19 protein-coding genes are annotated in these 22,265 nt (G+C 71.1%); 14 read left to right on the top strand and 5 right to left on the bottom strand.

The genetic code is table 11. The features are described 5' to 3' along the window. Positions 1-44 precede the first annotated feature (44 nt). The 5 genes from ABZU52_RS02575 to ahcY all read left to right on the top strand — a co-directional run bounded on the left by ABZU52_RS02575 (position 45) and on the right by ahcY (position 5,445). A complete protein-coding gene (locus ABZU52_RS02575; RefSeq protein WP_354969337.1) occupies positions 45-230 on the top strand; it encodes a Trm112 family protein in 186 nt (61 codons plus the stop codon). Then, entirely contained in the window at positions 227-1,423 is a 1,197-nt protein-coding gene (locus ABZU52_RS02580) for an SIS domain-containing protein (RefSeq protein WP_354969338.1), read from the top strand. Before ABZU52_RS02575 ends, ABZU52_RS02580 begins: the two co-directional genes overlap by 4 nt. Before the next feature lie 67 nt (positions 1,424-1,490). Further along, positions 1,491-2,498, top strand: coding sequence for a cation diffusion facilitator family transporter (locus ABZU52_RS02585; RefSeq protein WP_354969339.1), 1,008 nt, complete (start codon positions 1,491-1,493; stop codon positions 2,496-2,498). A gap of 3 nt (positions 2,499-2,501) precedes the next feature. After that, complete coding sequence (gene manA / locus ABZU52_RS02590; protein WP_354969340.1) at positions 2,502-3,665, top strand: mannose-6-phosphate isomerase, class I; 1,164 nt, start codon at positions 2,502-2,504, stop codon at positions 3,663-3,665. 280 nt (positions 3,666-3,945) lie between these two features. Continuing rightward, the gene (ahcY, locus tag ABZU52_RS02595) at positions 3,946-5,445 is read left to right on the top strand and encodes an adenosylhomocysteinase (RefSeq protein ID WP_354969341.1); all 1,500 of its coding nucleotides are present in this window, start codon (positions 3,946-3,948) and stop codon (positions 5,443-5,445) included. Positions 5,446-5,663: 218 nt separating this feature from the next. Here the strand turns inward: ahcY and ABZU52_RS02600 are convergent, their stop codons facing one another. Next, positions 5,664-5,810 (bottom strand): hypothetical protein, encoded by a 147-nt coding sequence (locus ABZU52_RS02600; protein ID WP_334497919.1) that lies wholly within the window; start codon positions 5,808-5,810, stop codon positions 5,664-5,666. Between the two features lie 137 nt (positions 5,811-5,947). Here ABZU52_RS02600 and efeU point away from each other — a divergent pair, with 137 nt between their 5' ends. From efeU to raiA, 8 genes are all read left to right on the top strand, one after another. After that, positions 5,948-6,853 (top strand): iron uptake transporter permease EfeU, encoded by a 906-nt coding sequence (efeU, locus tag ABZU52_RS02605; protein ID WP_354969342.1) that lies wholly within the window; start codon positions 5,948-5,950, stop codon positions 6,851-6,853. A gap of 22 nt (positions 6,854-6,875) precedes the next feature. Further along, a complete protein-coding gene (gene efeO / locus ABZU52_RS02610) occupies positions 6,876-8,009 on the top strand; it encodes an iron uptake system protein EfeO (RefSeq protein ID WP_354969343.1) in 1,134 nt (377 codons plus the stop codon). Positions 8,010-8,034: 25 nt separating this feature from the next. Beyond that, positions 8,035-9,312, top strand: a complete 1,278-nt coding sequence (efeB, locus tag ABZU52_RS02615) for an iron uptake transporter deferrochelatase/peroxidase subunit (RefSeq protein WP_354969344.1) — start codon at positions 8,035-8,037, stop codon at positions 9,310-9,312. 226 nt (positions 9,313-9,538) lie between these two features. Then, entirely contained in the window at positions 9,539-10,228 is a 690-nt protein-coding gene (gene mtrA, locus ABZU52_RS02620; RefSeq protein ID WP_030331519.1) for an MtrAB system response regulator MtrA, read from the top strand. Between the two features lie 111 nt (positions 10,229-10,339). Continuing rightward, entirely contained in the window at positions 10,340-11,998 is a 1,659-nt protein-coding gene (gene mtrB / locus ABZU52_RS02625) for an MtrAB system histidine kinase MtrB (RefSeq protein WP_354969380.1), read from the top strand. Continuing rightward, positions 11,995-13,809 (top strand): LpqB family beta-propeller domain-containing protein, encoded by a 1,815-nt coding sequence (locus ABZU52_RS02630; protein WP_354969345.1) that lies wholly within the window; start codon positions 11,995-11,997, stop codon positions 13,807-13,809. Before mtrB ends, ABZU52_RS02630 begins: the two co-directional genes overlap by 4 nt. 4 nt (positions 13,810-13,813) lie before the next feature. After that, a complete protein-coding gene (locus ABZU52_RS02635) occupies positions 13,814-14,521 on the top strand; it encodes a ComF family protein (protein ID WP_354969346.1) in 708 nt (235 codons plus the stop codon). A gap of 245 nt (positions 14,522-14,766) precedes the next feature. Next, positions 14,767-15,402 carry a ribosome-associated translation inhibitor RaiA gene (gene raiA / locus ABZU52_RS02640; protein WP_354969347.1) on the top strand — a complete coding sequence of 212 codons (636 nt, stop codon included), beginning with the start codon at positions 14,767-14,769 and terminating at the stop codon, positions 15,400-15,402. A gap of 56 nt (positions 15,403-15,458) precedes the next feature. Here raiA and ABZU52_RS02645 read toward each other — a convergent pair whose 3' ends face one another. Together ABZU52_RS02645 and ABZU52_RS02650 are read right to left on the bottom strand one after the other, a co-directional pair. Then, complete coding sequence (locus tag ABZU52_RS02645; protein ID WP_354969348.1) at positions 15,459-16,571, bottom strand: GNAT family N-acetyltransferase; 1,113 nt, start codon at positions 16,569-16,571, stop codon at positions 15,459-15,461. After that, complete coding sequence (locus ABZU52_RS02650; protein ID WP_354969349.1) at positions 16,568-17,719, bottom strand: GNAT family N-acetyltransferase; 1,152 nt, start codon at positions 17,717-17,719, stop codon at positions 16,568-16,570. The genes ABZU52_RS02645 and ABZU52_RS02650 overlap by 4 nt, the downstream gene beginning before the upstream one ends. A gap of 167 nt (positions 17,720-17,886) precedes the next feature. Between ABZU52_RS02650 and secA the strand changes: the two genes are divergently transcribed. Then, a complete protein-coding gene (gene secA / locus ABZU52_RS02655; protein WP_354969350.1) occupies positions 17,887-20,814 on the top strand; it encodes a preprotein translocase subunit SecA in 2,928 nt (975 codons plus the stop codon). A gap of 147 nt (positions 20,815-20,961) precedes the next feature. On the opposite strand, the gene ABZU52_RS02660 is transcribed toward secA, so the two are convergent. Both ABZU52_RS02660 and ABZU52_RS02665 read right to left on the bottom strand, forming a co-directional pair. Continuing rightward, complete coding sequence (locus ABZU52_RS02660) at positions 20,962-21,552, bottom strand: Rv3235 family protein (protein WP_354969351.1); 591 nt, start codon at positions 21,550-21,552, stop codon at positions 20,962-20,964. 301 nt (positions 21,553-21,853) lie between these two features. Then, positions 21,854-22,081 (bottom strand): helix-turn-helix domain-containing protein, encoded by a 228-nt coding sequence (locus tag ABZU52_RS02665; protein WP_030490852.1) that lies wholly within the window; start codon positions 22,079-22,081, stop codon positions 21,854-21,856. Positions 22,082-22,265: the final 184 nt, after the last annotated feature.

Raw genomic sequence — 22,265 nt, forward strand, 5'->3', positions numbered from 1 at the left:
GGCACCGCCGTCGGTCAAGCCGCACACGTGGAAGGAGCCGTGCCATGGCCCTGGATCCGCAGTTGCTCGAGATCATCGCCTGTCCGGACACGCACCACGCCCCGCTCACCTACGACGCCGAGGCGCAGACGTTGACCTGCACGGAGTGCGGCCGGATCTTCGAGGTCCGCGACGACGTGCCGGTGCTGCTGCTCGACGAGGCGCGTGGCGGCCCCGGGCAGTCGTCATGATCGACGGTACGGCCGGGGTCAGCGGACGTCGTGACGCCGACGAGGCCCTGCTCGACAACCCGCAGGCGTTGGCCGAGGCCGACCCGGGCGGCATGCTCCGGCACACGGCCTCGGCCGGTGCGCAGGTTCGGGAGAGCGCCGCACTGGCGGCCGAGGCGAACCTGGCCGTGCTCGCCGACGACGGGCGGCCCCGAGCCGTCGTGATCGCCGGCATCGGCACGGCGGGGCGTACCGGAGATGTGCTGGCCACGGTCGCCGGGCCGCGCTGCCCGGTCCCGATCATCGGGCACCGTTCCGCTGGCGTACCCGGTTGGGTGGGCGCGGCCGACGTGGTGATCGCGGTGAGCGCGTCCGGTCGGAGCCCGGAGGCGCTCGGCGCCGCCGAGGCGGCCCACCGCCGTGGGGCCCGACTCGTCGCCGTGGGTGCCCCGGACTCGCAGTTGCAGTCGATCGCCGAGCAGGCCCGGGCGCCGTTCATCCCGGTGCCCCGGCGCGCCCCGGCCCGGGCCAGCCTCTGGGCGCTCACCGTGCCGGTCCTGCTCGCCGCCCGTTCCCTCGGACTGGTGAAGGTCAACGAGGCGGACCTGGCGGAGACCGCGGCCCGGCTCGACGCGGACGCCGACCGTTGCCGGTCCGCCGCCGAGTCCTTCGTCAACCCGGCGAAGTCACTGGCCCTGGGTCTGGCCGGCTCGATCCCGATCGTCTGGGGCTCGTCCCCGTTGGCAACGGTGGCCGCCCGTCGGTTCGGCGACACCCTGTCGGCCAACGCCCGCTACCCGGTGGTCACCGGAGCGCTGGGCGAGGCCGGGCGGGGTCGCGTCGGGCTGCTCGACGGAGTCTTCGGCGGCCTGGCCGAGGGGGAGCGGGACATCTTCGCCGACCCGGCCGAGGACGACGGCGAGAGCACCCGGCTGCGGCTGGTGCTGCTGCGCGACGGCGGGCTCAACGCCGAGGACGACACGGACGAGCCGCTCGCCGTCGAGGAGCGCCGCGCGGACGCGGTGCAGACCCTCGCGGAGCGTCGTGGCGTGCGGTGTGACGTGGTGACCGCCGAGGGCGGCTCCGCCCTGGAGCGGCTGGCGTCGTTGATCGCCGTACCCGATTTCGCCTCGATCTACCTTGCGCTGGCCCACGGGCTGGACCCGATGGCCGTTCCGGCCATCACCGAGATGAAGGAGCTGTCGAACCAGTGAACGGATGCAGGGGGCGGCGCGCCATGCGCGGACCGGTCGACTTCGTGCGGCGAAGCGGAGCGGTGGCATGAGCGCCAACGGTGGGACGAAGGCGATTGTCGCCGCCCTGCTGGCCAACGTCGGCATCGCCGTCACCAAGTTCATTGCGTTCCTGCTCTCCGGCTCGTCGTCGATGCTGGCCGAGGCGGTCCACTCGGTCGCCGACTCCGGCAACCAGGGCCTGCTGCTGCTCGGCGGTAAGCGGGCGAAGCGGGAGGCCACCCCGGAACACCCGTTCGGGTACGGCCGGGAGCGCTACATCTACGCGTTCATCGTGTCCATCGTGCTGTTCAGCATCGGTGGTCTGTTCGCGCTCTACGAGGCGTACCACAAGTGGGATCACGCGGAGGGCATCACGTCCTGGCACTGGTTGCCGGTGGTCGTGCTGGTGGCGGCGATCATGATGGAGTCGTTCTCCTTCCGGACGGCCATCAAGGAGTCCAACCACATCCGGGGCAACCAGTCCTGGGTGCGCTTCATCCGCCGGGCCAAGGCGCCGGAGCTGCCGGTGGTGCTCCTGGAGGACTTCGGCGCGCTGGTCGGCCTGGTGTTCGCGCTGTTCGGCGTCGGCATGACGCTGATCACCGGCAACGGCCGGTGGGACGCCGCCGGCACCGCGATGATCGGAATCCTGCTGGTCGTCATCGCCGTGGTGCTGGCCATCGAGACGAAGAGCCTGCTGCTCGGTGAGGGCGCCGAGGCGTCCGAGCTGGCCGCCATCGAGCGGGCCGTCACCGACGGCCCCGAGGTGGAGCGGATCATCCACATGAAGACGCTCTACCTGGGCCCGGAAGAGCTGATGGTGGCCGCGAAGATCGCCGTTCCGAAGTGCGAGAGCGCCCACGACCTGGCGCGTGGCATCAACGCCGTGGAGGCGCGGATCCGCGCCGCGGTGCCGATCGCCCGGGTCATCTATCTGGAGCCGGACGTTTACAGTGCCGCTGCCGCCGAGGCTGGCACCGGTGCCGCTGCCGACACCGCCGTACCGCAGCCGCAGGACGCGTCGGGCGAGGCGGCCGGGCGGCCCGGGGGCTGACGGGTGGAGCCACTGTACGGACCGGTCCGGGACTACGCCTGGGGCTCCCGCTCGGCCATCGCCCTGCTCCGGGGACGGCCGGTGCCCAGCGCGGGTCCGGAGGCGGAGCTGTGGTTGGGGGCCCACCCGGCCGCCCCGGCCCACGTGGATCGCGCCGGTCTGCGGGTGAGCCTCTGTGACCTTGTGCGGGACGAACCGGGGCAGTGGCTCGGCCAGCGGGTGTCGGAGCGGTTCGGTAGTCGGCTGCCGTTCCTGCTCAAGGTGCTCGCGGCCGACGCTCCGCTGAGCCTGCAGGCCCATCCCGACGCCGCGCAGGCGCAGGCCGGCTACGCGGCGGAGGCGGGGCGTCCCGAGGGGCAGCGCAACTACTCCGACCCGCACCACAAGCCGGAGTTGCTGGTCGCGCTCACCCCGTTCGAGGCGCTGTGCGGGTTCCGGGATCCGGTGGAGTCGGCCGAGGCGCTCGCCGCGTTCGGCGTACCGGCGTTGGCGCCGGTGGTCGCCGCGTTGCGGGCCGGGCCGGAGGGACTGCGGACGGCAGTGCGGACGCTGCTCGGCTGGCCGGTCGCCAAGCGTTACGACCTGCTGGCTTCCGTGCTGGCGGCACCGGCCGACGGCCCGGACGCGGAGCTGACCCGCCGGCTGGCCGAGGCGTACCCGGGGGATCCGGGTGCGCTGGTGGCGCTGCTGTTGCACCACGTGCGGCTGGTGCCGGGGGAGGCGATCTGGATGCCCGCCGGCAACCTGCACGCCTACCTGAGCGGCTGCGGAGTGGAGATCATGGCGGCCAGCGACAACGTGCTCCGCGGCGGCCTGACCCCGAAGCGGGTGGACGTCGACGAGTTGTTGCGGGTGCTGCGTTTCGAGGTGCTTGAGGATCCGGTGCGGGCCCCGCAGCCGGTCGGTCCGGGCGTGGACTGGTGGCCCGTGCCGGTGGACGATTTCGCGCTGCACCGGGTGCGGGTCGACGCGGCGGTGCCCTCGGTGACGCTGCCGCTGCCCGGCCCGCGGGTGGTGCTCTGCGCTGGCGGCTCGATCACCGTGGACGACGGTGCCGGCGCGGTGACGCTGGTGTCCGGGGAGGCGGCGATCGGTACGGCGTCCGGGGCGCCGCTGCGGGTCGACGGCGCCGGGGTGGCGTACGTGGCGACGCCCGGGCTGCGCTGATCTCCGCGCTGGCGAACGACGCAAGTCCGACTTTCCCGGAATGGCTTGACGCCGCCTTGCCTGAGTGTGACTCTATGAGTACGCAGCGTTATCGCGACGACGGTCCGAGAACGTGCGGGGGAAACCAAACCGGGGGGATGCGCGGGGCGGGCGGGGCGTGGACGGGAAGGTCCGTCCAGGACCGACCGCCCCGTGCGCTGTCCGTGGACCGTGCCTGATGCCCGTCGCCGACGCGCGTAAGGTGGAGGGTCGGCGCAGACATCGTTCGACAGGAGCTTTCATGACCAGCACCCTCCCGGCGTCCGCTAGCGGCACGCCGTCCGAGGCCCGGCCGAGCACGCTCGCGGCCGGCGACTTCAAGGTGGCGGATCTGTCGCTCGCCGAGTTCGGGCGTAAAGAGATCCAGCTCGCCGAGCACGAGATGCCCGGCCTGATGGCGATCCGCCGGGAGTTCGCCGAGGCGCAGCCGCTGGCCGGCGCGCGGATCACCGGCTCGCTGCACATGACCATCCAGACCGCCGTCCTCATCGAGACGCTGGTCGCGCTCGGCGCGCAGGTGCGCTGGGCGTCCTGCAACATCTTCTCCACCCAGGACCACGCCGCCGCGGCGATCGTCGTCGGCCCGGACGGCACCCCCGAGGCCCCGGCCGGGGTTCCGGTGTACGCCTGGAAGGGCGAGACCCTGCCGGAGTACTGGTGGTGCACCGAGCAGGTGCTCGCCTGGCCGGACGGGCAGGGCCCCAACATGATCCTCGACGACGGCGGCGACGCCACCCTGCTCGTACACAAGGGCACCGAGTTCGAGCGTGCCGGTGCGGTCCCGCCGGTCGAGTCCGCCGACTCCGAGGAGTACGCGGTCATCCTCGAGCTGCTGCACCGCTCGCTCGGCGAGGACCCCCAGCGCTGGACCCGGATCTCCGCCGGCATCAAGGGCGTGACCGAGGAGACCACCACCGGCGTGCACCGGCTCTACGAGATGCACCGGGCGGGCACCCTGCTCTTCCCGGCCATCAACGTCAACGACTCGGTCACCAAGAGCAAGTTCGACAACAAGTACGGCTGCCGGCACTCGCTCATCGACGGCATCAACCGCGCCACCGACGTGCTGATCGGCGGCAAGATGGCGGTCGTCATGGGCTACGGCGACGTGGGCAAGGGCTGCGCCGAGTCGCTGCGCGGCCAGGGCGCCCGGGTCGTGGTGACCGAGGTGGACCCGATCTGCGCGTTGCAGGCCGCGATGGACGGTTACCAGGTCGCCACCCTGGACGACGTTGTCGAGCAGGCCGACATCTTCATCACCGCCACCGGCTGCTTCGACGTCATCACCAACGAGCACATGGCCCGGATGAAGCACCAGGCCATCGTCGGCAACATCGGCCACTTCGACAACGAGATCGACATGGCCGGGCTGGCCAAGCGTTCCGACGTCGAGCGGATCAACATCAAGCCGCAGGTCGACCTGTGGCGCTTCGCCGACGGGCACGCCATCATCGTGCTCTCCGAGGGCCGCCTGCTGAACCTGGGCAACGCGACCGGGCACCCGAGCTTCGTCATGTCGAACTCGTTCTCCAACCAGACGATCGCCCAGATCGAGCTCTTCACCAAGACCGAGGAGTACCCGATCGGCGTCTACGTGCTGCCCAAGCACCTGGACGAGAAGGTGGCCCGGCTGCACCTCGGTGCGCTCGGCGCCAAGCTGAGCACGCTGACCAAGGAGCAGGCCGCCTACCTCGGCGTCTCCCAGGAGGGCCCGTTCAAGCCGGATCACTACCGCTACTGATCGACATCTCCGGACCGGGTCGGCTGTTCACAGCCGACCCGGTCCGTCGTCTGTCGCCCTGCCCCGCCACGGGCCGCTATCGCGCCCCTCCACTCCCGCGATCTTGCAGTTTCGGTTGGAGAAATGCGGCTTTTGATCCGATACGCCGCCGCAGAAAGTGCAAGATCGCGGGGGTGGGCGGGGTGGCGGGGGTGGCACAGGGGTGCGCGGTGGCGGGGTCAGCTGCGGCGGGTGGGGCGGAACCAGGTCCAGATGCACCAGGCCAGCCAGCCGAGCGAGACGAGGGTGGCCAGTGCCCGTAGGCGTAGTGCGCTGAGCAGCAGCACCACGGCCAGCACCGTCAACCACGGTAGGAATCCCCTCACGGCGCGATCTTCGCACAGTGGGGTTCGCCGCAGACAGGGTGAGCTTGTCGTGAACGACTTGACGACAACGCTGGCCAGGTAGGAAGGTATGCCTGCCCTAAGTCAGCCAAGGCGTGCCTAACCTAATCGGAGCTTGGATGTTCGCCACCTATCTGATCGGCCTGCGGGAAGGGCTGGAAGCCACCCTGGTGGTCAGCATCCTGGTCGCCTTCCTGGTGAAGTCGCAGCGTCGGGACCGACTGCCGCAGGTCTGGGCGGGCGTCGGCCTGGCCGTGGCGCTCTCGGTGTTCTTCGGCTGGCTGATCGAGTACACGTCGACCTCGTTGCTGTCCCGTTCCGAGGATCGTGAGTTGTTCGAAGCGATCACCTCGGTCGCCGCCGTGGTCTTCGTGACCTGGATGATCTTCTGGATGCGCCGGGCCGCCCGGACCATCGCCGGCGAGCTGCGGGGCAAGCTCACCGAGGCGCTGGCGGTCGGGTCCCTCGCCGTCGCCGGAATGGCCTTCCTCGCGGTGATCCGCGAGGGCCTGGAGACCGCGCTGATCTTCTACTCGGCCGCCCAGGGCGCGTCCGGCGACAGCGGGCCGCTGCTGGCGTTGATCGGCGGCATCGTCACCGCCGTGGTCCTCGGCGTGCTGCTCTACGCCAGCGCCCTGCGAATCAACCTCAGCAAGTTCTTCACCTGGACCGGCGCGCTGCTGATCCTGGTCGCCGCCGGCATCCTGAAGTACGGCGTGCACGACTTCCAGGAGGCCGGCGTCCTGCCCGGCCTGAACAACCTGGCCTTCGACATCACCAGCGTGCTCGACCCGAGCACCTGGTACGCCACTCTGCTCGCCGGCATGTTCAACGTGACTCCCGCGCCCACCGTGCTGGAGACGATCGCCTGGGTCGGGTACGCCGTGCCGGTGCTCCTGCTCTTCCTGCGACCGGCCCGGCGTAAGCCGGCACCCACCGCGACGACCACCACAGACACCGAGCGCGGGGCCGACACCGGCGCCGAGGCCGAGGCCGAGGCGGCGTCCACGCCGCAGCGTGCCTGACCCACGAGGAGAGACCGCCCAGATGCGTACCAACCAGTTCTTCGCGCTGGCCGCCGCCGGCGTGCTGGCGACGGCCGGTCTGGCCGCCTGCTCCGATTCCGACAAGGGCGACCAGGCCGGGGCCGGCGGCCCGATCGTGGTCAAGGCCAGCGACACCGCCTGTGAGGTCGGCTCGACCGACCTGGATGCCGGCACCGCCACCTTCAAGATCACCAACTCGGGCGCGAAGGTGACCGAGTTCTACGTGTACGCCGACGGCGACCGGGTGATGGGCGAGGTGGAGAACATCGCCCCCGGTCTGAGCCGCGAGCTGCACGTGGAGTTGCCGGCCGGCACGTACGAGACCGCCTGCAAGCCGGGGATGAGTGGCAAGGGCATCCGGGGCGCGCTCAAGGTCAGCGGGTCGGCGCAGCCGCTCACCGCCGACGCCGCGCTGGGTGATGCCACCGACAACTACCAGCGTTACATCAGGAGCCAGACCGCCGCGCTGTTGGACAAGACCGAGGAGTTCGTCGGAGCGGTCAAGGCCGGCGATGTCGCGAAGTCCAAGGCGCTCTACCCGGTCGCCCGCACCTACTGGGAGCGGATCGAGCCGGTTGCCGAGATCTTCGGCGACCTCGACCCCAAAATCGACGGCCGCGAGGAGGTCATCGAGGAGGGGATGGAGTTCACCGGCTTCCACCGGATCGAGAAGGACCTCTGGCAGTCCGGTGACATCAGCAAGGACGGCCCGATCGCCGACCGGCTGCTGGTCGACGTCAAGGAGATCGTGACCAAGGCGAACGCCGAGAAGCTCTCCCCGCTCCAACTCGCCAACGGCGCCAAGGAACTGCTCGACGAGGTCGCCAGCGGCAAGATCACCGGCGAGGAGGAACGCTACTCGCACACCGACCTGTGGGACTTCGCCGCCAACCTGGAAGGTTCCAAGGCCGCCGTGTCCGCCCTCCGCCCCGCGCTGCAAAAGCGCTCGCCGGAGCTGGTCACCCAGCTGGACACCGAGTTCGCCAACGTCGAGGGACTGCTCGGCAAGCACCGCGCCGGCGACGGGTGGAAGCTGCACACCGCGCTGAGCAAGGCCGAGCTCAAGGAGCTCTCCGACGGGATCAACGCGCTCGCCGAGCCGATCAGCAAGGTCGCCGCGGCCGTGGCGAAGTGACCACGAGGCAGAAAGAGTCGAGTCGATGAGCGGAAGCAGGTTGACCCGGCGCCGGGCGATCACCCTGGCCGGCGCCGGGGTGGCCGGGGTCGCCGGGGTGGCGGCCGGCGCGGGGGCACTGCTGAACGGCTCCCACGGCCCGGCCGCGGCGAGCGACCACCCGGCCGGGGCGGTGCCGTTCCACGGTGAGCACCAGGCCGGCATCGTCACCCCGGCGCAGGACCGGCTGCACTTCGTGGCCTTCGACGTGATCACCAAGGACCGGGTCCGGCTGGCCGAACTGCTCGAGGAGTGGTCGGCTGCCGCCGCCCGGATGACCGCGGGGCGCGATGCCGGGGTGCTGGGTGCGGTCGGCGGAATGCCGGAGGCCCCACCGGACGACACCGGCGAAGCGCTCGGCCTGCCTCCCTCGCAGCTCACCCTCACCATCGGCTTCGGGCCGACGTTGTTCCGCGACGCCGACGGGCGGGACCGCTTCGGCCTCGCCGACCGTCGGCCCGCCGCCCTTGCCGAGCTGCCGAAGTTCCCCGGCGACGCGTTGCAGCCGCAGCTCTCCGGCGGCGACCTCTGCGTCCAGGCCTGTGCCAACGACCCGCAGGTGGCGGTGCACGCGATCCGCAACCTGGCCCGGCTCGGCATGGGCGTGGTGAGCGTCCGCTGGTCGCAGCTCGGCTTTGGCCGCACCTCGTCGACGTCCCGGGACCAGGCCACCGCGCGCAACCTCTTCGGGTTCAAGGACGGCACGGCCAACCTCAAGGCCGAGGACACCGACCTGCTGCGCGACCAGTTGTGGGTGCAGCCGGGCGACGGGCCGGACTGGATGGTCGGAGGCTCGTACCTGGTCACCCGCAAGATCCGGATGCTGGTGGAGACCTGGGACCGGACCTCCCTCGCCGAGCAGGAGGAGATCGTCGGCCGGGCCAAGGGCAGCGGCGCGCCACTCGGTCGGAGCGACGAGTTCGACGAGCCCGACTTCGCCGCGCGCGGCGCGGACGGGAAGCCGGTGATCGCCGAGCACGCCCATGTCGCGCTGGCCCACGCGAGCCGGAACGGCGGCGCCCAACTGCTGCGCCGGGGTTACAACTTCGTCGACGGCTCGGACGGCCTCGGCCGGCTCGACGCGGGCCTCTTCTTCATCGCCTACCAGCGCGACCCACGCCGCCAGTTCGTGCCGATCCAGACCCAGCTGGCGCGGCACGACGTGATGAACGAGTACCTGCGACACGTCTCCAGCGGGGTGTTCGCCTGCCCGCCGGGGGTACGCGACGGCGGCGATCACTGGGGGCGTGGGCTGTTCGGCTGAGCGTCGTCCGGATGGCGACAGCCGGATCGGCCCAGCTTGCGGTGGCGCTGGGCGGCGCCGACGGGGGATCATGGTGGCAGCCTGGCCGACGGTTCATCCGTGCGACAGGCACCGCAGCACGTGGCGCCGCCGCCGCGGACCGCGGTCACCCGGTTTGACGGCGGCGTGAAGCGTTGCCGGCGGACGCCGGTCCCACCGAACCGAATGAGGATGCAATATTAATCCCATGAGAGCCCGCGTACTGGTGGTCGACGATGACCCCGCGCTCGCCGAGATGCTCGGCATCGTGCTGCGCAGTGAGGGTTTCCTGCCCTCGTTCGTGGCGGACGGCGAGCGGGCGTTGGCCGCTTTTCGCGATAGTCGTCCCGATATCGTGCTTCTTGACCTGATGCTTCCCGGTATGAGCGGTATAGACGTCGCCCGGTCCATCCGTGCGGAGTCCGGCGTGCCCATCGTCATGCTGACCGCGAAGAGCGACACCGTGGACGTCGTGCTCGGCTTGGAGTCCGGCGCCGACGACTACGTGGTCAAGCCGTTCAAGCCCAAGGAGCTGGTGGCCCGGATGCGGGCCCGACTGCGCCGAGGCGAGGACGTCGCCCCCGAGATGCTCACCATCGGGCCGCCGGACAACCAGATCACCATCGACGTGCCGGCGCACACCGTGAGCCGCAACGACGAGGAGGTGAAGCTGACTCCGCTGGAGTTCGACCTGCTGGTCGCGCTCGCCCGCAAGCCACGTCAGGTCTTCACCCGCGAGGTGCTGCTCGAGCAGGTCTGGGGCTACCGGCACGCGGCCGACACCCGCCTGGTCAACGTGCACGTCCAGCGGTTGCGGGCCAAGATCGAACCGGACCCGGAGCGACCGGAAATCATCCTCACCGTGCGGGGCGTGGGCTACAAGGCAGGGACCGGATAGCCTGGTCGCACTGTGTCGACCTCGCCGCCCCCACCCTCCCCGAGTACGGCTGCCCGCCGGCCCAGCGCCGGCGGGGAGTCCTGGCGTGCGGTGAGCAGTCGGGTCGCCCGGATGGTGGGCCGGGCGCACCAGACCTGGCGCCGCTCGCTCCAGGTCCGGGTCGTGACCATCACGCTTGTCGCGTCCAGCCTGCTGGTCGGCGGGTTCGCGTTCCTGATCGCTGACAAGATCACCACCATCCTGCTCGACAGCGCGCGCAGCGACGTCCGGCAGCGGGTGACCAGCGGTGCCAGTTACGCGGCCAAGCAGGTCTCCTTGTACCGGCAGCCGCAGGAGGCGCAACTCCAGGAGACCATCGACGGCACTGTCAACTACCTGGCCGGCGGCGACCCCCAGCAGACCAGCGGCGTGGTGGTGGCGATCACCGCCGCCGACTATCCCAACGACATCCAGACCCGCACCTCCCCGTCCGCGAACGTCCAGTCGCTGATCAGCCCCGAGCTGCGCGCCGCGATCGCCGACGGCAAGGTGGCCAGCCAGATCCGCACCGGGCGACTCACCGGCGAGACCACCAAGTACCTGGTCTACGGGTCGCCGGTGCCCACCAGCTTCGGCCAGATCGAGCTTTACTATCTGGTGCCGCTGGGCCGGCAGGACGTGACCGCCGCCGACGCCCGGGCCACAGTGGTGGCCACCGGAGTCGCGCTGGTGATCCTGCTCGGGTTGCTCGCGGCGTTGGTCACCCGGCTGGTGGTCAACCCGGTCCGGGTCGCCGCACGGACCGCCCAGCGGCTCTCCGCTGGCCTGCTCGACCAGCGGATGGTGGTCAACGGCGAGGACGACCTCGCGCTGCTCGCCGCGTCGTTCAACCAGATGGCCACCAACCTGCAACGGCAGATCCTGCGGCTGGAAGAGATGTCCCGGTTGCAGCGCCGCTTCACCTCGGACGTCTCGCATGAGCTACGTACGCCGCTGACCACGGTCCGGATGGCCGCTGACCTGATCTTCGCCGAGCGGGACGAGTTCGACCCGGCGGTCGCCCGCAGCGCGGAGCTGCTCCAGGCCGAGCTGGATCGATTCGAGGAACTGCTCACTGACCTGCTGGAGATCAGTCGGTTCGACGCGGGCTTCGCCATGCTGGATTCGGAGCCGACCGACCTGGTGCCGGTGGTGCACCGGGTGGTCGACCGGCTGGCTGGCCTGGCCGAGCGGGTGGGCGTACCGATCGAACTCGACCTGCCCGGCACACCGGTGATCGCCGAGGTCGACCCGCGCCGGGTCGAGCGGGTGTTGCGCAACCTGGTCGGCAACGCTGTCGAGCACGGTGAGGCCCGGCCGGTGCTGATCACCCTCGGCATCGACGAGACCGCCGTGGCGATCACCGTTCGAGACCACGGTGTGGGGCTGAAGGTGGGCGAGGAGAAGTTGGTGTTCAACCGGTTCTGGCGGGCGGACCCGTCCCGGGCTCGGCAGACCGGGGGCACCGGGCTGGGCCTGTCGATCAGCCTGGAGGACGCTCGGCTGCACGGCGGCTGGCTGGAGGCGTGGGGCGCTCCCGGGCAGGGCGCGCAGTTCCGGCTCACCCTGCCGGCCCGTGCGGGCGATCGGCTGACCACCTCGCCGCTGCGGCTGGTGCCGGCCGACGCCGCCCTGCCGTTCGGCGGCCCCCGCGACGGCGGCCCACTGGCCATCGGTCCGGGCACCGGCGGGGCGTTGGCGATCGGCCCGGCTCCGGCCGGGGACGGGCAGCGGACGGAGGTGCGCTCGTGAGACGGCCGACTCTGCTCGGTGCCCTCGGCGTGGTGGTGCTGCTGGGTGCCGGCTGTGGCATCCCGGCGGCGTCCGACGTGCGGGTGGACGGCAAGGGCGGTGCCGCGACCGAGGCCGGTGTGATCAGTCGGGGCAGTGAGCCACCGACGCGGCCGGCCAGCGGCAGCGACAACGGGGCGTTCGTCCGCAACTTCCTGTCCGCCGCGGCCGGCGAGCCGGATCGGGCGTACGAGCGGGTCAAGACGTTCATCGCCCCGGAGGACAAGACCCGCCTACAGGACAAGAAGGGCAGCGAGGTCGCGCTGAACGTGGTCCGGCTGCGCGAGGCGGTCTACACCCCCAACAGCGACCGGACCACGACCGTGAAGATCGCTGTGCAGCAGATCGGCGTGCTGCGTGCCAACGGCACCCTGGCGCCACCGGTGGCGACCGAGACGGAGTACGAGTTCGGTCTGCGCAGCGCGTCCTTCACCGGCGACGTCAACGACGACCGGGCCGGCTTGTACGTCATCAACCCGCCCAACGTGCTGCTGCTCAGCGACACCGCCCTCCAGCAGTATTACCAGAGCGAGACGATCTACTTCTGGAGTTCGGACCGCAGCCGCCTGGTGCCCGACCAGCGCTATCGGCCGCAGGCGGTGCCGGGCGAGCGGCGGGTCAACGAGGTGGTGAAGTGGCTGGTCGGCGGCCCCTCCGACTGGCTGCGCCCGGGTGTCGTCGGGCTGCCGGACCGCACCGAGCTGATCAACAACGCCACCGGCGGAAACGGTCGGTGGGAGGTCAACCTGGACATGTCCGATGACGACCAGAACGGGATCGACCAGTTGATCACGCAGATCGCCTGGTCGTTGGGCGACCTGTCCGGCCAGCTGGAGTTGAAGATCCGCAACAACGCGCAACCCGTGGTGGACCTGGCTGAGCGACGAGAGACCCTGGCGCTCTACCCGCACACCGCCAGCCCACAGCGGTTCGGCGTGTACGACGGCGCGATCCACCCACTCGACTTCGAGGGCGAGCCCAGCGGCACCGTGCCGTTGACACCCGAGGTCAACCGCAACGTCGTCGCCGCCGGCCTCGGGCTGGCCAAGGACCGGCGGATTCTCGCCGCGATGGTGGTCACCGGCAGCACCAAGAACCGGTACCGACTCGCCGTGGGCACGGGCGTCGACCCGGTCTCCGTACTCAGCCGCAGCGGCGCCGAATATTCCTCGATCAGCCGGCCGGTCTGGCTGCGTAGTGTCGACTCCCGCCCCGGCCGCGGCCTGGTGGTGGCCGACGGGCGGCTCTACCGGTTCGACGAGGCCGCCCGGATGTATCCGGTGCCGCTCAACCTGCCCTCCGCCGAGGTCGCCGCGGTGGCTGCCGCGTTGGACGGCCAGCGGGTCGCGCTGATCGCCGGCGGCCGTCTCTACGTCGCCGCGGTCAACCTCGACGGCGGCGGAGTCTCCATCGGCCCGCCCCGAGAGTTGGTCACCTCGCTGACCACCCCCACGGCGGCCGACTGGGGCGGGGAGGACCAGCTGGTGGTGGCGGGGTCGGTCGGCCAGCCGGCGATCTACGAGATCAGTGTCGACGGCGCTTTGGAGACGCCGCTGAAGACCGACCTCGGCGCCAAGGTCAACCATCTGACCGCGTACCCGACCAACCGCAGCGTGCGGGCGCCCAGCGGGGCCTACATGTACGAGGCGAACGGGGTGGCGTACCGCAGCAGCCCGTTCGAACGGATCGAGCCCGGCCGGGTACGCGACATCGCCCCGGTGCCGACCGGCGTGCGGCCGAGCAGCCCGTCGGCGCCGTTCTTCCTCTACTGAGCCGATGAGCGGGCTCTGGGCGGACCTCGCCGACCTGGTGCTGCCCGCCGACTGCGCCGGTTGTCGGGAGCGCCGACCCGGCCTACGGCACGGCGTCTGCCCCACGTGTGTCGCGGCGCTGGGCGAACTGCGGCCACGGGCGGTCCGCCCCACCCCCGCACCGCCGGGCCTGCCGCCCTGCGTCGCACTCGGCCCGTACGCGGGTCCGCTGCGTGAGGTTCTGCTGGCGTACAAGGAACACGGCCGACACGGGCTGGCCCGCCCGCTCGGCGCTCTGCTCGCTGAGGTCGTCGCGGCGGCCGTCGGTGGGGCTCGCCCGCTGGTGGTGGTTCCGGTCCCGGACACCGCCGCGGCGGCCCGGTCCCGTTACGGGGACCACCTCGACCGGCTGGCCCGGCACTGCGCGGCCCGGCTCAACCAGGGCGGTTGGGTGGTGCGGGTGCGCCGTCCGTTGCGGGCGCTACCCCGGCCCGACTCGGTCACCCTGGACAGCGTCGGGCGGGCGGCGGCGGCCGAGGCGGCCTTCCAGCCCCGCTCGACCGGGCCGGTCCCGGATCGTGCCGCGGGCACGGCGCCGGTCGTGGTGCTGCTCGACGACATCGTCACCACCGGGGTGACCCTCGCCGCCGCGAGCAGGGTGCTGACCGCGATGGGATGGGCACCGAGCGTCGCGGCGGTGCTCGCGGCGACCGAGAAAAGACACCAGTCGTAACCGATAGTGTTTCCGTTTCACCCGTTGGTGTATGAGGTGCGAAAAATCCTGGGCCGTCTCGGCAACATGGGGTGACTGCCGGGCAAACAGGAGTTAGCGTTTCGCTGTCAGGGGTAGGAGATCGTTCCAACCGCCCCTGGTGGTGAGAGGAGGCGTAGCCGTAACAACCGGTCGACGCCAGCGGGTCTCCCTACGGCGCGCGGCCGGGCTACCGGATCGAAGACCGTCCGAACAAGGGAGGTCACGTGGACATCGTGGTCAAGGGCCGAAACGTCGAAGTGCCGGACCATTACCGGGTACACGTAGCCGAGAAACTCGCGAAGATCGAACGCTACGATCACAAACTTATTCGTGTCGATGTCGAGCTGTTTCACGAGCGCAATCCGCGCCAGGCCGACCACTGCCAGCGGGTGGAGATCACCTGCGTTTCCCGGGGCCCGGTGATTCGGGCCGAGGCATGCACGAACGACTTCTACAGCGCGCTCGACGCCGCCATCGCGAAGCTCGACACCCGGCTGCGCCGCGCGGCCGACCGCCGCCGCGTACACCGGGGTCGGCACGCGCCGATCTCCGTCGCCGAGGCCACCGCGGGCCTGCCGGTCGCGGACCTGGTGTCCACCGCGCTGAGCGCGCCGGGCGACGGCGCTCGCGCCGGCACCGCGGTCGCGGAGCGGGTCGAAGAGGAGCACGACGACCAGCCGTGGCACATCGCCCGGGAGAAGGTGCACCCGGCGGAGCCGATGACCATCGACGACGCGCTTTTCGAGATGGAACTGGTCGGCCACGACTTCTACCTTTTCCAGGACAAGGAGTCCGGCCGCCCCAGCGTCGTCTATCGGCGACACGCGTACGACTACGGCATCATCTCCCTCGCCATCTGACCGGCAGGTCGTGGGGTTGTGGTGGGGCGCTTCCCACCGCAACCCCACGACACCGGTCAGCGGAGGTCGGCGGGGAGCAGCGCGAAGGTCAGGTCGTCCAGACGGGCACCGGCCAGCCCGGGCAGCCGGCCGCGTTGCAGGCCCTCGCGGTGGAACCCGACCCGCTCCAGCACCCGGTGCGACGCGGTGTTGTCCGGCACCGTGCCGGCCGAGAGCCGGGCGATACCGGCCGGGCCGAACGCCCAGCCCGCGAGCAACCGGACCGCCCGCGTCGCGTACCCCCGGCCGCGCCAGTCGGGCAGCAACGCGTAGCCGACCGACGCCTCGCCGGCGGCCACATCGGTGTACGACAACCCGCAACTGCCCACCGGCTCTCCGCTGGCCACGTCAGTGATCAGCAGCCGGGCGATCTCGCCGGTCAGCCATCCGCTCTGCGCCAGACGACAACGCCGCTCCATCGCCTCGCGCGTCGGCGGCACCGGCGGCGCCTGGTTCGCCACCACCTCGGGTCGGCTGTGCAGCCGGTACATCAGCGCCGCGTCGTCCGGGGCGAGCGGGCGCAGCGCCACCACCTGGTCGGTGAGCACCCCGCCGGGCAGGTCGGGCAGCAGCCGGGCGGCCGGGCCGGGCGGATCATCGGCGACGCGTACCCAGGCCAGCAGATCGCGCCGGCCGGCGTCCCTCGACGCACCGGCCGACCGGCGCAGACCCTCGTAGCGGAAGCCGGCGGCCAGCGCGACCCGCTGGCTCGGCCCGTTCTCCGGTTCGGTGAGCAACTCCAGTCGGGCCGTCCCGGTGGCGAACGTGTGCTCGCTCAGCGCCCGGGTCGCCGCGGTGGCCACCCCGCGCCCGCGCGCTGCCGGCCGCAGCCAGTAGCCGATCTCCACCTGCCCCCGGGCGGGCACCGGGTTGGTCAGCCCCACCGCGCCGAGCAGCCGGTCGGTGGTGGGGTCCGCGACGGCGTACGCCGCGCCGCCGCCGGTCCAGGCCGCCGGGGCGCCGACGTCGATCCACCAGCGGGCATCGGTCTCGGTGTACGGAGTTGGCAGGTTCGACACGAACCGTTGCGTCAGCGGGTCCGCGCAGCCGTCGACCACGTCGGCGCTGTCCTCGGCGCGAAACGGGCGCAGCCGCACCCCGTGCGCCTCGATGACCGGCTGCGGAGTCATGCCAGATCCTTGGCGAGCAGCGCGCCGACCCACACGTCCACCCGCTCGCCCCGGTGCTGCACACCGCCCCGGGCGGTCCCCTCGACCAGGAAGCCCGCCTTCTCCGCCGCGCGGCGGGAGGCGGTGTTGCCCACATTCGCCTTCCACTCGATCCGAGCCAGGCCCAACGTGCTGAAACCCCAGGCGCTCAGCGCGACCAGCGCGGCGGGCAGATGGCCCCGGCCACGGGCCGCCGGGGCGGTCATGAAGCCGACGTCGGCCACCAGCGGGTCGGCGGGGGAGAGCCGCAGGTCGAGGGAGCCCGCGTACCGGTCGTCGGCGTCAGCGATCACGAAGCAGGCGGCGTCCCCCCGAGCCCAGGCGTCCCGGCTGTGGGCCTGGTAGCCCTGCGCGTCTTCGCGCCCGTACGGGTCCGGGACGGTGGTCCAGCGGATCGTCTCCGGGTCCCGGCAGGTCTGCACCACGGCGTCCAGGTCCTGCTCCTCCATGGGCCGCAGCCGCAGCTCGCCGGCCCCGGTGGTGGCGAACAGAACGGGCTGCGGGCGGCCGAAGACGGCGGCCCGCCGGGCGGCGAGGGTGCCCGGTCCGGCCGGACCGGTCGAACCGGCGGCCGGCACCTCGCCGGGCAGCAGCGAACCGATCCAACCGTCCGCGCTGCCGTGCAGCGCCGGGTCGGCCAGCCGCAACCGGCCGTCGACTCGGAAACCGGTCCGGAGGGCCACCAGCCGGGAGGCGTGGTTGCCCACCTCGGCCTGCCAGATGAGCCGGCGAAGCCCGAGGGTGGCGAAGGCCCAGCGGGCCACCGCCCGGGTGGCCCGGACCATCACGCCCCGACCACGGGCCCAGGGAGCCGTCCAGTAGCCGACCTCACCGGTGCCGGTCTGGTCGATCGAGATCAGCCCGCTGGAACCCAGCAGCTCCCCGGTGCTCGGGTCGCACACCGCGAACGGCGCCCCGGTGCCCTCGGCCCAGGCCTTCCGGCTCATCTCGGTGACAAATCCGTGAGCGTGTTCCGGCCGGTACGGGCGCGGTACGGTGGTCCAGCGCTGAATGTCCGGGTCCTGGCAGGCTCGGTGCACGGCCTCGGCATCCGCCTCTCGCCAGGGCCGCAGCAGCACGCCGTCCTCGATGATCTCCACGGGCTCCACTCGTGCATCCTGCCGCAGCGTTCGCCGACGGCGTAACCGGATAACGTTTGGGTGTGCACAGGACGCGAGTTATGTCGGGTTCTGCGGGGTCGAGCACCGCCACCAGTGACCATCGCGCCGATGGAGCGCCTACGATGGTTCGAGACTGTCTAGGGGAGCGTTGATCCGTGTCGATTCTGGAAAAGGTCCTTAATGCGGGCGAAGGCCGCATGGTGCGCCGGCTCAAGGCCATCGCCAATGCTGTCACCTCGATCGAGGACGACTACGTCAACCTCACCGACGAGGAACTGGCCGGCATGACCGAACAGTTCCGGGAGCGGCTCGCCGAGGGTGAGACCCTCGATGACCTGCTGCCGGAGGCGTTCGCGGTGGCCCGCGAGGCGGCCGCCAGGGTGCTGGGCCAGCGCCCGTACGACGTCCAGGTGATGGGCGGCGCGGCGCTGCACTTCGGCAACATCGCCGAGATGAAGACCGGTGAGGGTAAGACGCTGACCTCGGTCATGGCCGTCTACCTCAACGCGCTCTCCGGCAAGGGCGTCCACGTGATCACGGTCAACGACTACCTTGCCCAGCGTGACGCGGCGTGGATGGGCCGGGTGCACGAGTTCCTCGGGCTGACCGTCGGCGTGGTGCTGCCCAACCGGCCGGCCGCCGAGCACAAGGCCGCCTACGAGTGCGACATCACCTACGGCACCAACAACGAGTTCGGCTTCGACTACCTGCGCGACAACATGGCCTGGTCGAAGGACGAGCTGGTGCAGCGCGGGCACAACTTCGCGGTGGTCGACGAGGTCGACTCCATCCTGATCGACGAGGCCCGCACCCCGCTGATCATCTCCGGCCCGGCCGAGCACTCCGCCCGCTGGTACGGCGAGTTCGCCGGCGTGGTGGCCCGCCTCCAGCCCGGCACCGACGGCGAGGGCGACTACGAGGTCGACCACTCCAAGCGCACCATCGCGGTGACCGAGCGGGGTGTCGCCAAGGTCGAGGACCGGCTCGGCATCGACAACCTGTACGAGTCGGTGAACACCCCGCTGGTCGGCTACCTCAACAACGCCATCAAGGCCAAGGAGCTCTACAAGCGCGACAAGGACTACATCGTCAGCGACGGTGAGGTCCTGATCGTCGACGAGTTCACCGGTCGCATCCTGCACGGCCGTCGCTACAACGAGGGCATGCACCAGGCGATCGAGGCCAAGGAGAGGGTGGAGATCAAGCAGGAGAACCAGACCCTGGCCACCATCACCCTCCAGAACTACTTCCGCCTCTACGAGAAGCTGTCCGGGATGACCGGTACGGCGCAGACCGAGGCGAGCGAGTTCAACAAGGTCTACAAGGTCGGCGTCGTGACCATCCCGACCCACCGCCCGATGGTTCGCGAGGACCGGCCGGACGTCATCTACAAGACGGAGAAGGCCAAGTTCAACGCCGTCATCGAGGACATCGCCGAGCGGCACCAGATGGGCCAGCCGGTGCTGGTCGGCACCGTCTCGGTGGAAAACTCCGAGATCCTCTCCCAGCTGCTGCGTCGACGCGGCATCCCGCACAACGTGCTGAACGCCAAGTTCCACGCCCGGGAGGCCGAGATCGTCGCCCAGGCCGGGCGTAAGGGCGCGGTCACCGTGGCCACCAACATGGCCGGCCGCGGCACCGACATCCTGCTCGGCGGCAACGCCGAGTTCCTCGCCGCGAACGAGCTGCGCCAGCGCGGCCTCGACCCGCTGGAGAACGAGGAAGAGTACGCCAAGGCGATGGAGGAGGTCCTTCCCACCTGGAAGCAGGCCTGCGGCGCCGAGGCGGAAGAGGTCTCGGCGGCCGGCGGCCTCTACGTGCTGGGCACCGAGCGGCACGAGTCCCGGCGGATCGACAACCAGCTGCGCGGTCGCGCCGGCCGGCAGGGTGACCCGGGCGAGTCCCGTTTCTACCTGTCCCTGCAGGACGAGCTGATGCGGCGCTTCCGGGCCGGGGCCGTCGAGGCGGTGATGGAGCGCTTCAACATCCCGGAGGACGTGCCCATCGAGTCGAAGATGGTCACCCGGCAGATCAAGAGCGCCCAGGCCCAGATCGAGGGCCAGAACGCCGAGATCCGCAAGAACGTGCTCAAGTACGACGAGGTGCTCAACAAGCAGCGCCAGGTCGTCTACGCCGAGCGGCTCCGGGTGCTCAACGGTGAAGACCTCTCCGACCAGGTCCGCAACATGATCGACGACACCGTCGAGGCGTACGTGCGGGGCGCCACCTCGGACGGCTACGGCGAAGACTGGGACCTTGAGCAGCTCTGGTCCAGCCTCAAGCAGCTCTACCCGGTCGGTGTGACGATCGAGGAGTTGGAGGAGGAGGCCGGCGGCTCCCGGGCCGGCATGGACGCCGACTTCCTGGTCGCCCGTCTCAAGGAGGACGCCAACGCCGGGTACGACAGGCGTGAGGAGCAGCTCGGCACCGAGGGGGTGCGCCAGCTCGAGCGGATGGTGCTGCTCCAGGTGATCGACCGCAAGTGGCGCGAGCACCTCTACGAGATGGACTACCTCCAGGAGGGCATCAACCTGCGGGCGTACGCCCAGCGCGACCCGGTGGTGGAGTACCAGCGCGAGGGCTTCGACATGTTCGCCACCATGATGGACGGCATCAAGGAGGAGACCGTCGGTTTCCTCTACAACATCGACGTCCAGGTGACCGAACCGGAGCCGGAGTCGGGGGCCGACGAGGTCACGCTGCTCGACAAGCCGGTGGAGATCCGGGCCAAGGGCCTCAACCAGGCACCGCGGCGGCAGGGCCTGCAATACTCCGCGCCGACCATCGACGGTGAGGCCAGCCCTGGCGCGGTCGCCGTGGAGCAGGCCGAGCAGCAGGCTCCGGCGCTTGGTGTGGGCCGACCGGCTCCGGGTGCCCCGGCGGCACCGGGGCGGAATGCGCCGTCCGCACCGCAGCGGCCGGCATCCGGGCTGCGCGGCCCGGCCGTTCCGTCGACCGCCGCTCGTCGGCCGGCACCGAACCAGGCGGAGGCGAGCAACGGCCCGTCCCGCAACGCGCCGTGCCCGTGTGGCTCGGGCCGCAAGTACAAGCGCTGCCACGGCGCCCCCAACGGCGGCAACTGACCGACAGCGTCCGCACCGACAGCGTCCGCACCGACAGCGTCCGCACCGACAGCGTCCGCACCGACAGCTTCTGACCGACGGGTCCCGGCCGACCAGGCCGGGGCCCATCGGCGTCTCTGAGCCCTGCCTGCGGCCGGGCAGGTGTGGTCAGAGCACGTGGAGGGCGGTGCAGAGCCAGCGGCCCCGGCGGTGCTCGAGGCGCAGTGCCATCGCCCAGCTTCGGCCGCCCGCGCCGGTGAGGACTGCTGCCGCCTCCACCGCGGCCTCCCGGGGCTCGCAGACTCGCAGGCGTAGCAGTCGGACCAGTGGTCGGCCGGTGCGGCGGCGGGGTGTTCCGGCCCGGCCGGATGCGCGGGCGAGTTCGGTCAGTAGGTCGCTCGCGCGGGCCGGGTCGAGCAGCGCTCGCACCTGGGTTGGCGACCGGTAGCCGTTGACCACCTCCAGGCAGGTGCCGACGAAGCGGTGCGCGGCGCGGGTGGTCTCCGGCGCGGTCGACGGTGGCAACGACGCGACCGGGTGGCTGGTGGTGGACCGGCTGGGCACCGGGCGCAGCGCTGCTCGCCGCTCCGGCCGGACCGGGTTGAGCCGGGTGGCGGCGAACAGGTCGAGGGCCAGTTGACCGTCGGTCGGTGCCGGCCAGTACGACCCGTCGGCCTCGTCGACGTACGGCGGGTCGAAGGGCGGGACGGGGCGCAGCCGCACAGGTGGCCGGGAAGGACCGGGTCGCGCTCCGCTCATCACGCCTCCTAGATCTTGCGTTTGCCTTCGTTTGCCTCCGACAAGCTCGATTCTGTGTGACGGAATGGTCCCGGTCAATGGCTTCAGGACGGCGTTCGCCAAGAAAGCGCGTGATCCACTCGGATTCCTTGATTCCGCGTTATCCCAGCGGGCCCAACACCCCGACTTCCGGAAAGCCGAGTGGATCACGCTCCCGGCAGGCCCCGGCCCGGCAGGCCCCGGCCCGGCAGGCCCCGGCCCGGCAGGCCCCGGCCCGGCAGGCCCCGGCCCGGCAGGGCGGCAGGGACGGGTGGGCTTCTCGCTACTCGGGGTCGCGGTCGACCAGCGGGTTGCTCTGCACCCAGTCGGCAGTTTCATCGTATTTGCGCGCTATGTACTCCTCCAGCCGAGCGCGCTCGACGCGCCACTGGCCGCGCCCGCCAATCTTGATCGCCGGCAGTTCGCCGCTGCGCACCATGTGGTAGACCTGCGAGTCCGACACGTTGAGCTCGGCGGCCACGTCGGAGAGCAGCAGGAACCTCGGCTCCACAGGAAACTCCCCGGGGTTGATGTCGTTTGGCTCAGTTTGCCACCGACAGCCCCGGCCGCCCAGCACCGGCCCGGGTGGGTGGTAGGCGCAACCGTGCGGGACACACCGGCGGGGAACTTCCTCCGGCCGGAGTCGGGGTGTATGACGGTCACGGCGTGCGGCATGATCTGCGCCCGTGCCGGCG

This window comes from Micromonospora sp. NPDC005220 (assembly GCF_040607895.1).
Taxonomy (GTDB): domain Bacteria; phylum Actinomycetota; class Actinomycetes; order Mycobacteriales; family Micromonosporaceae; genus Micromonospora.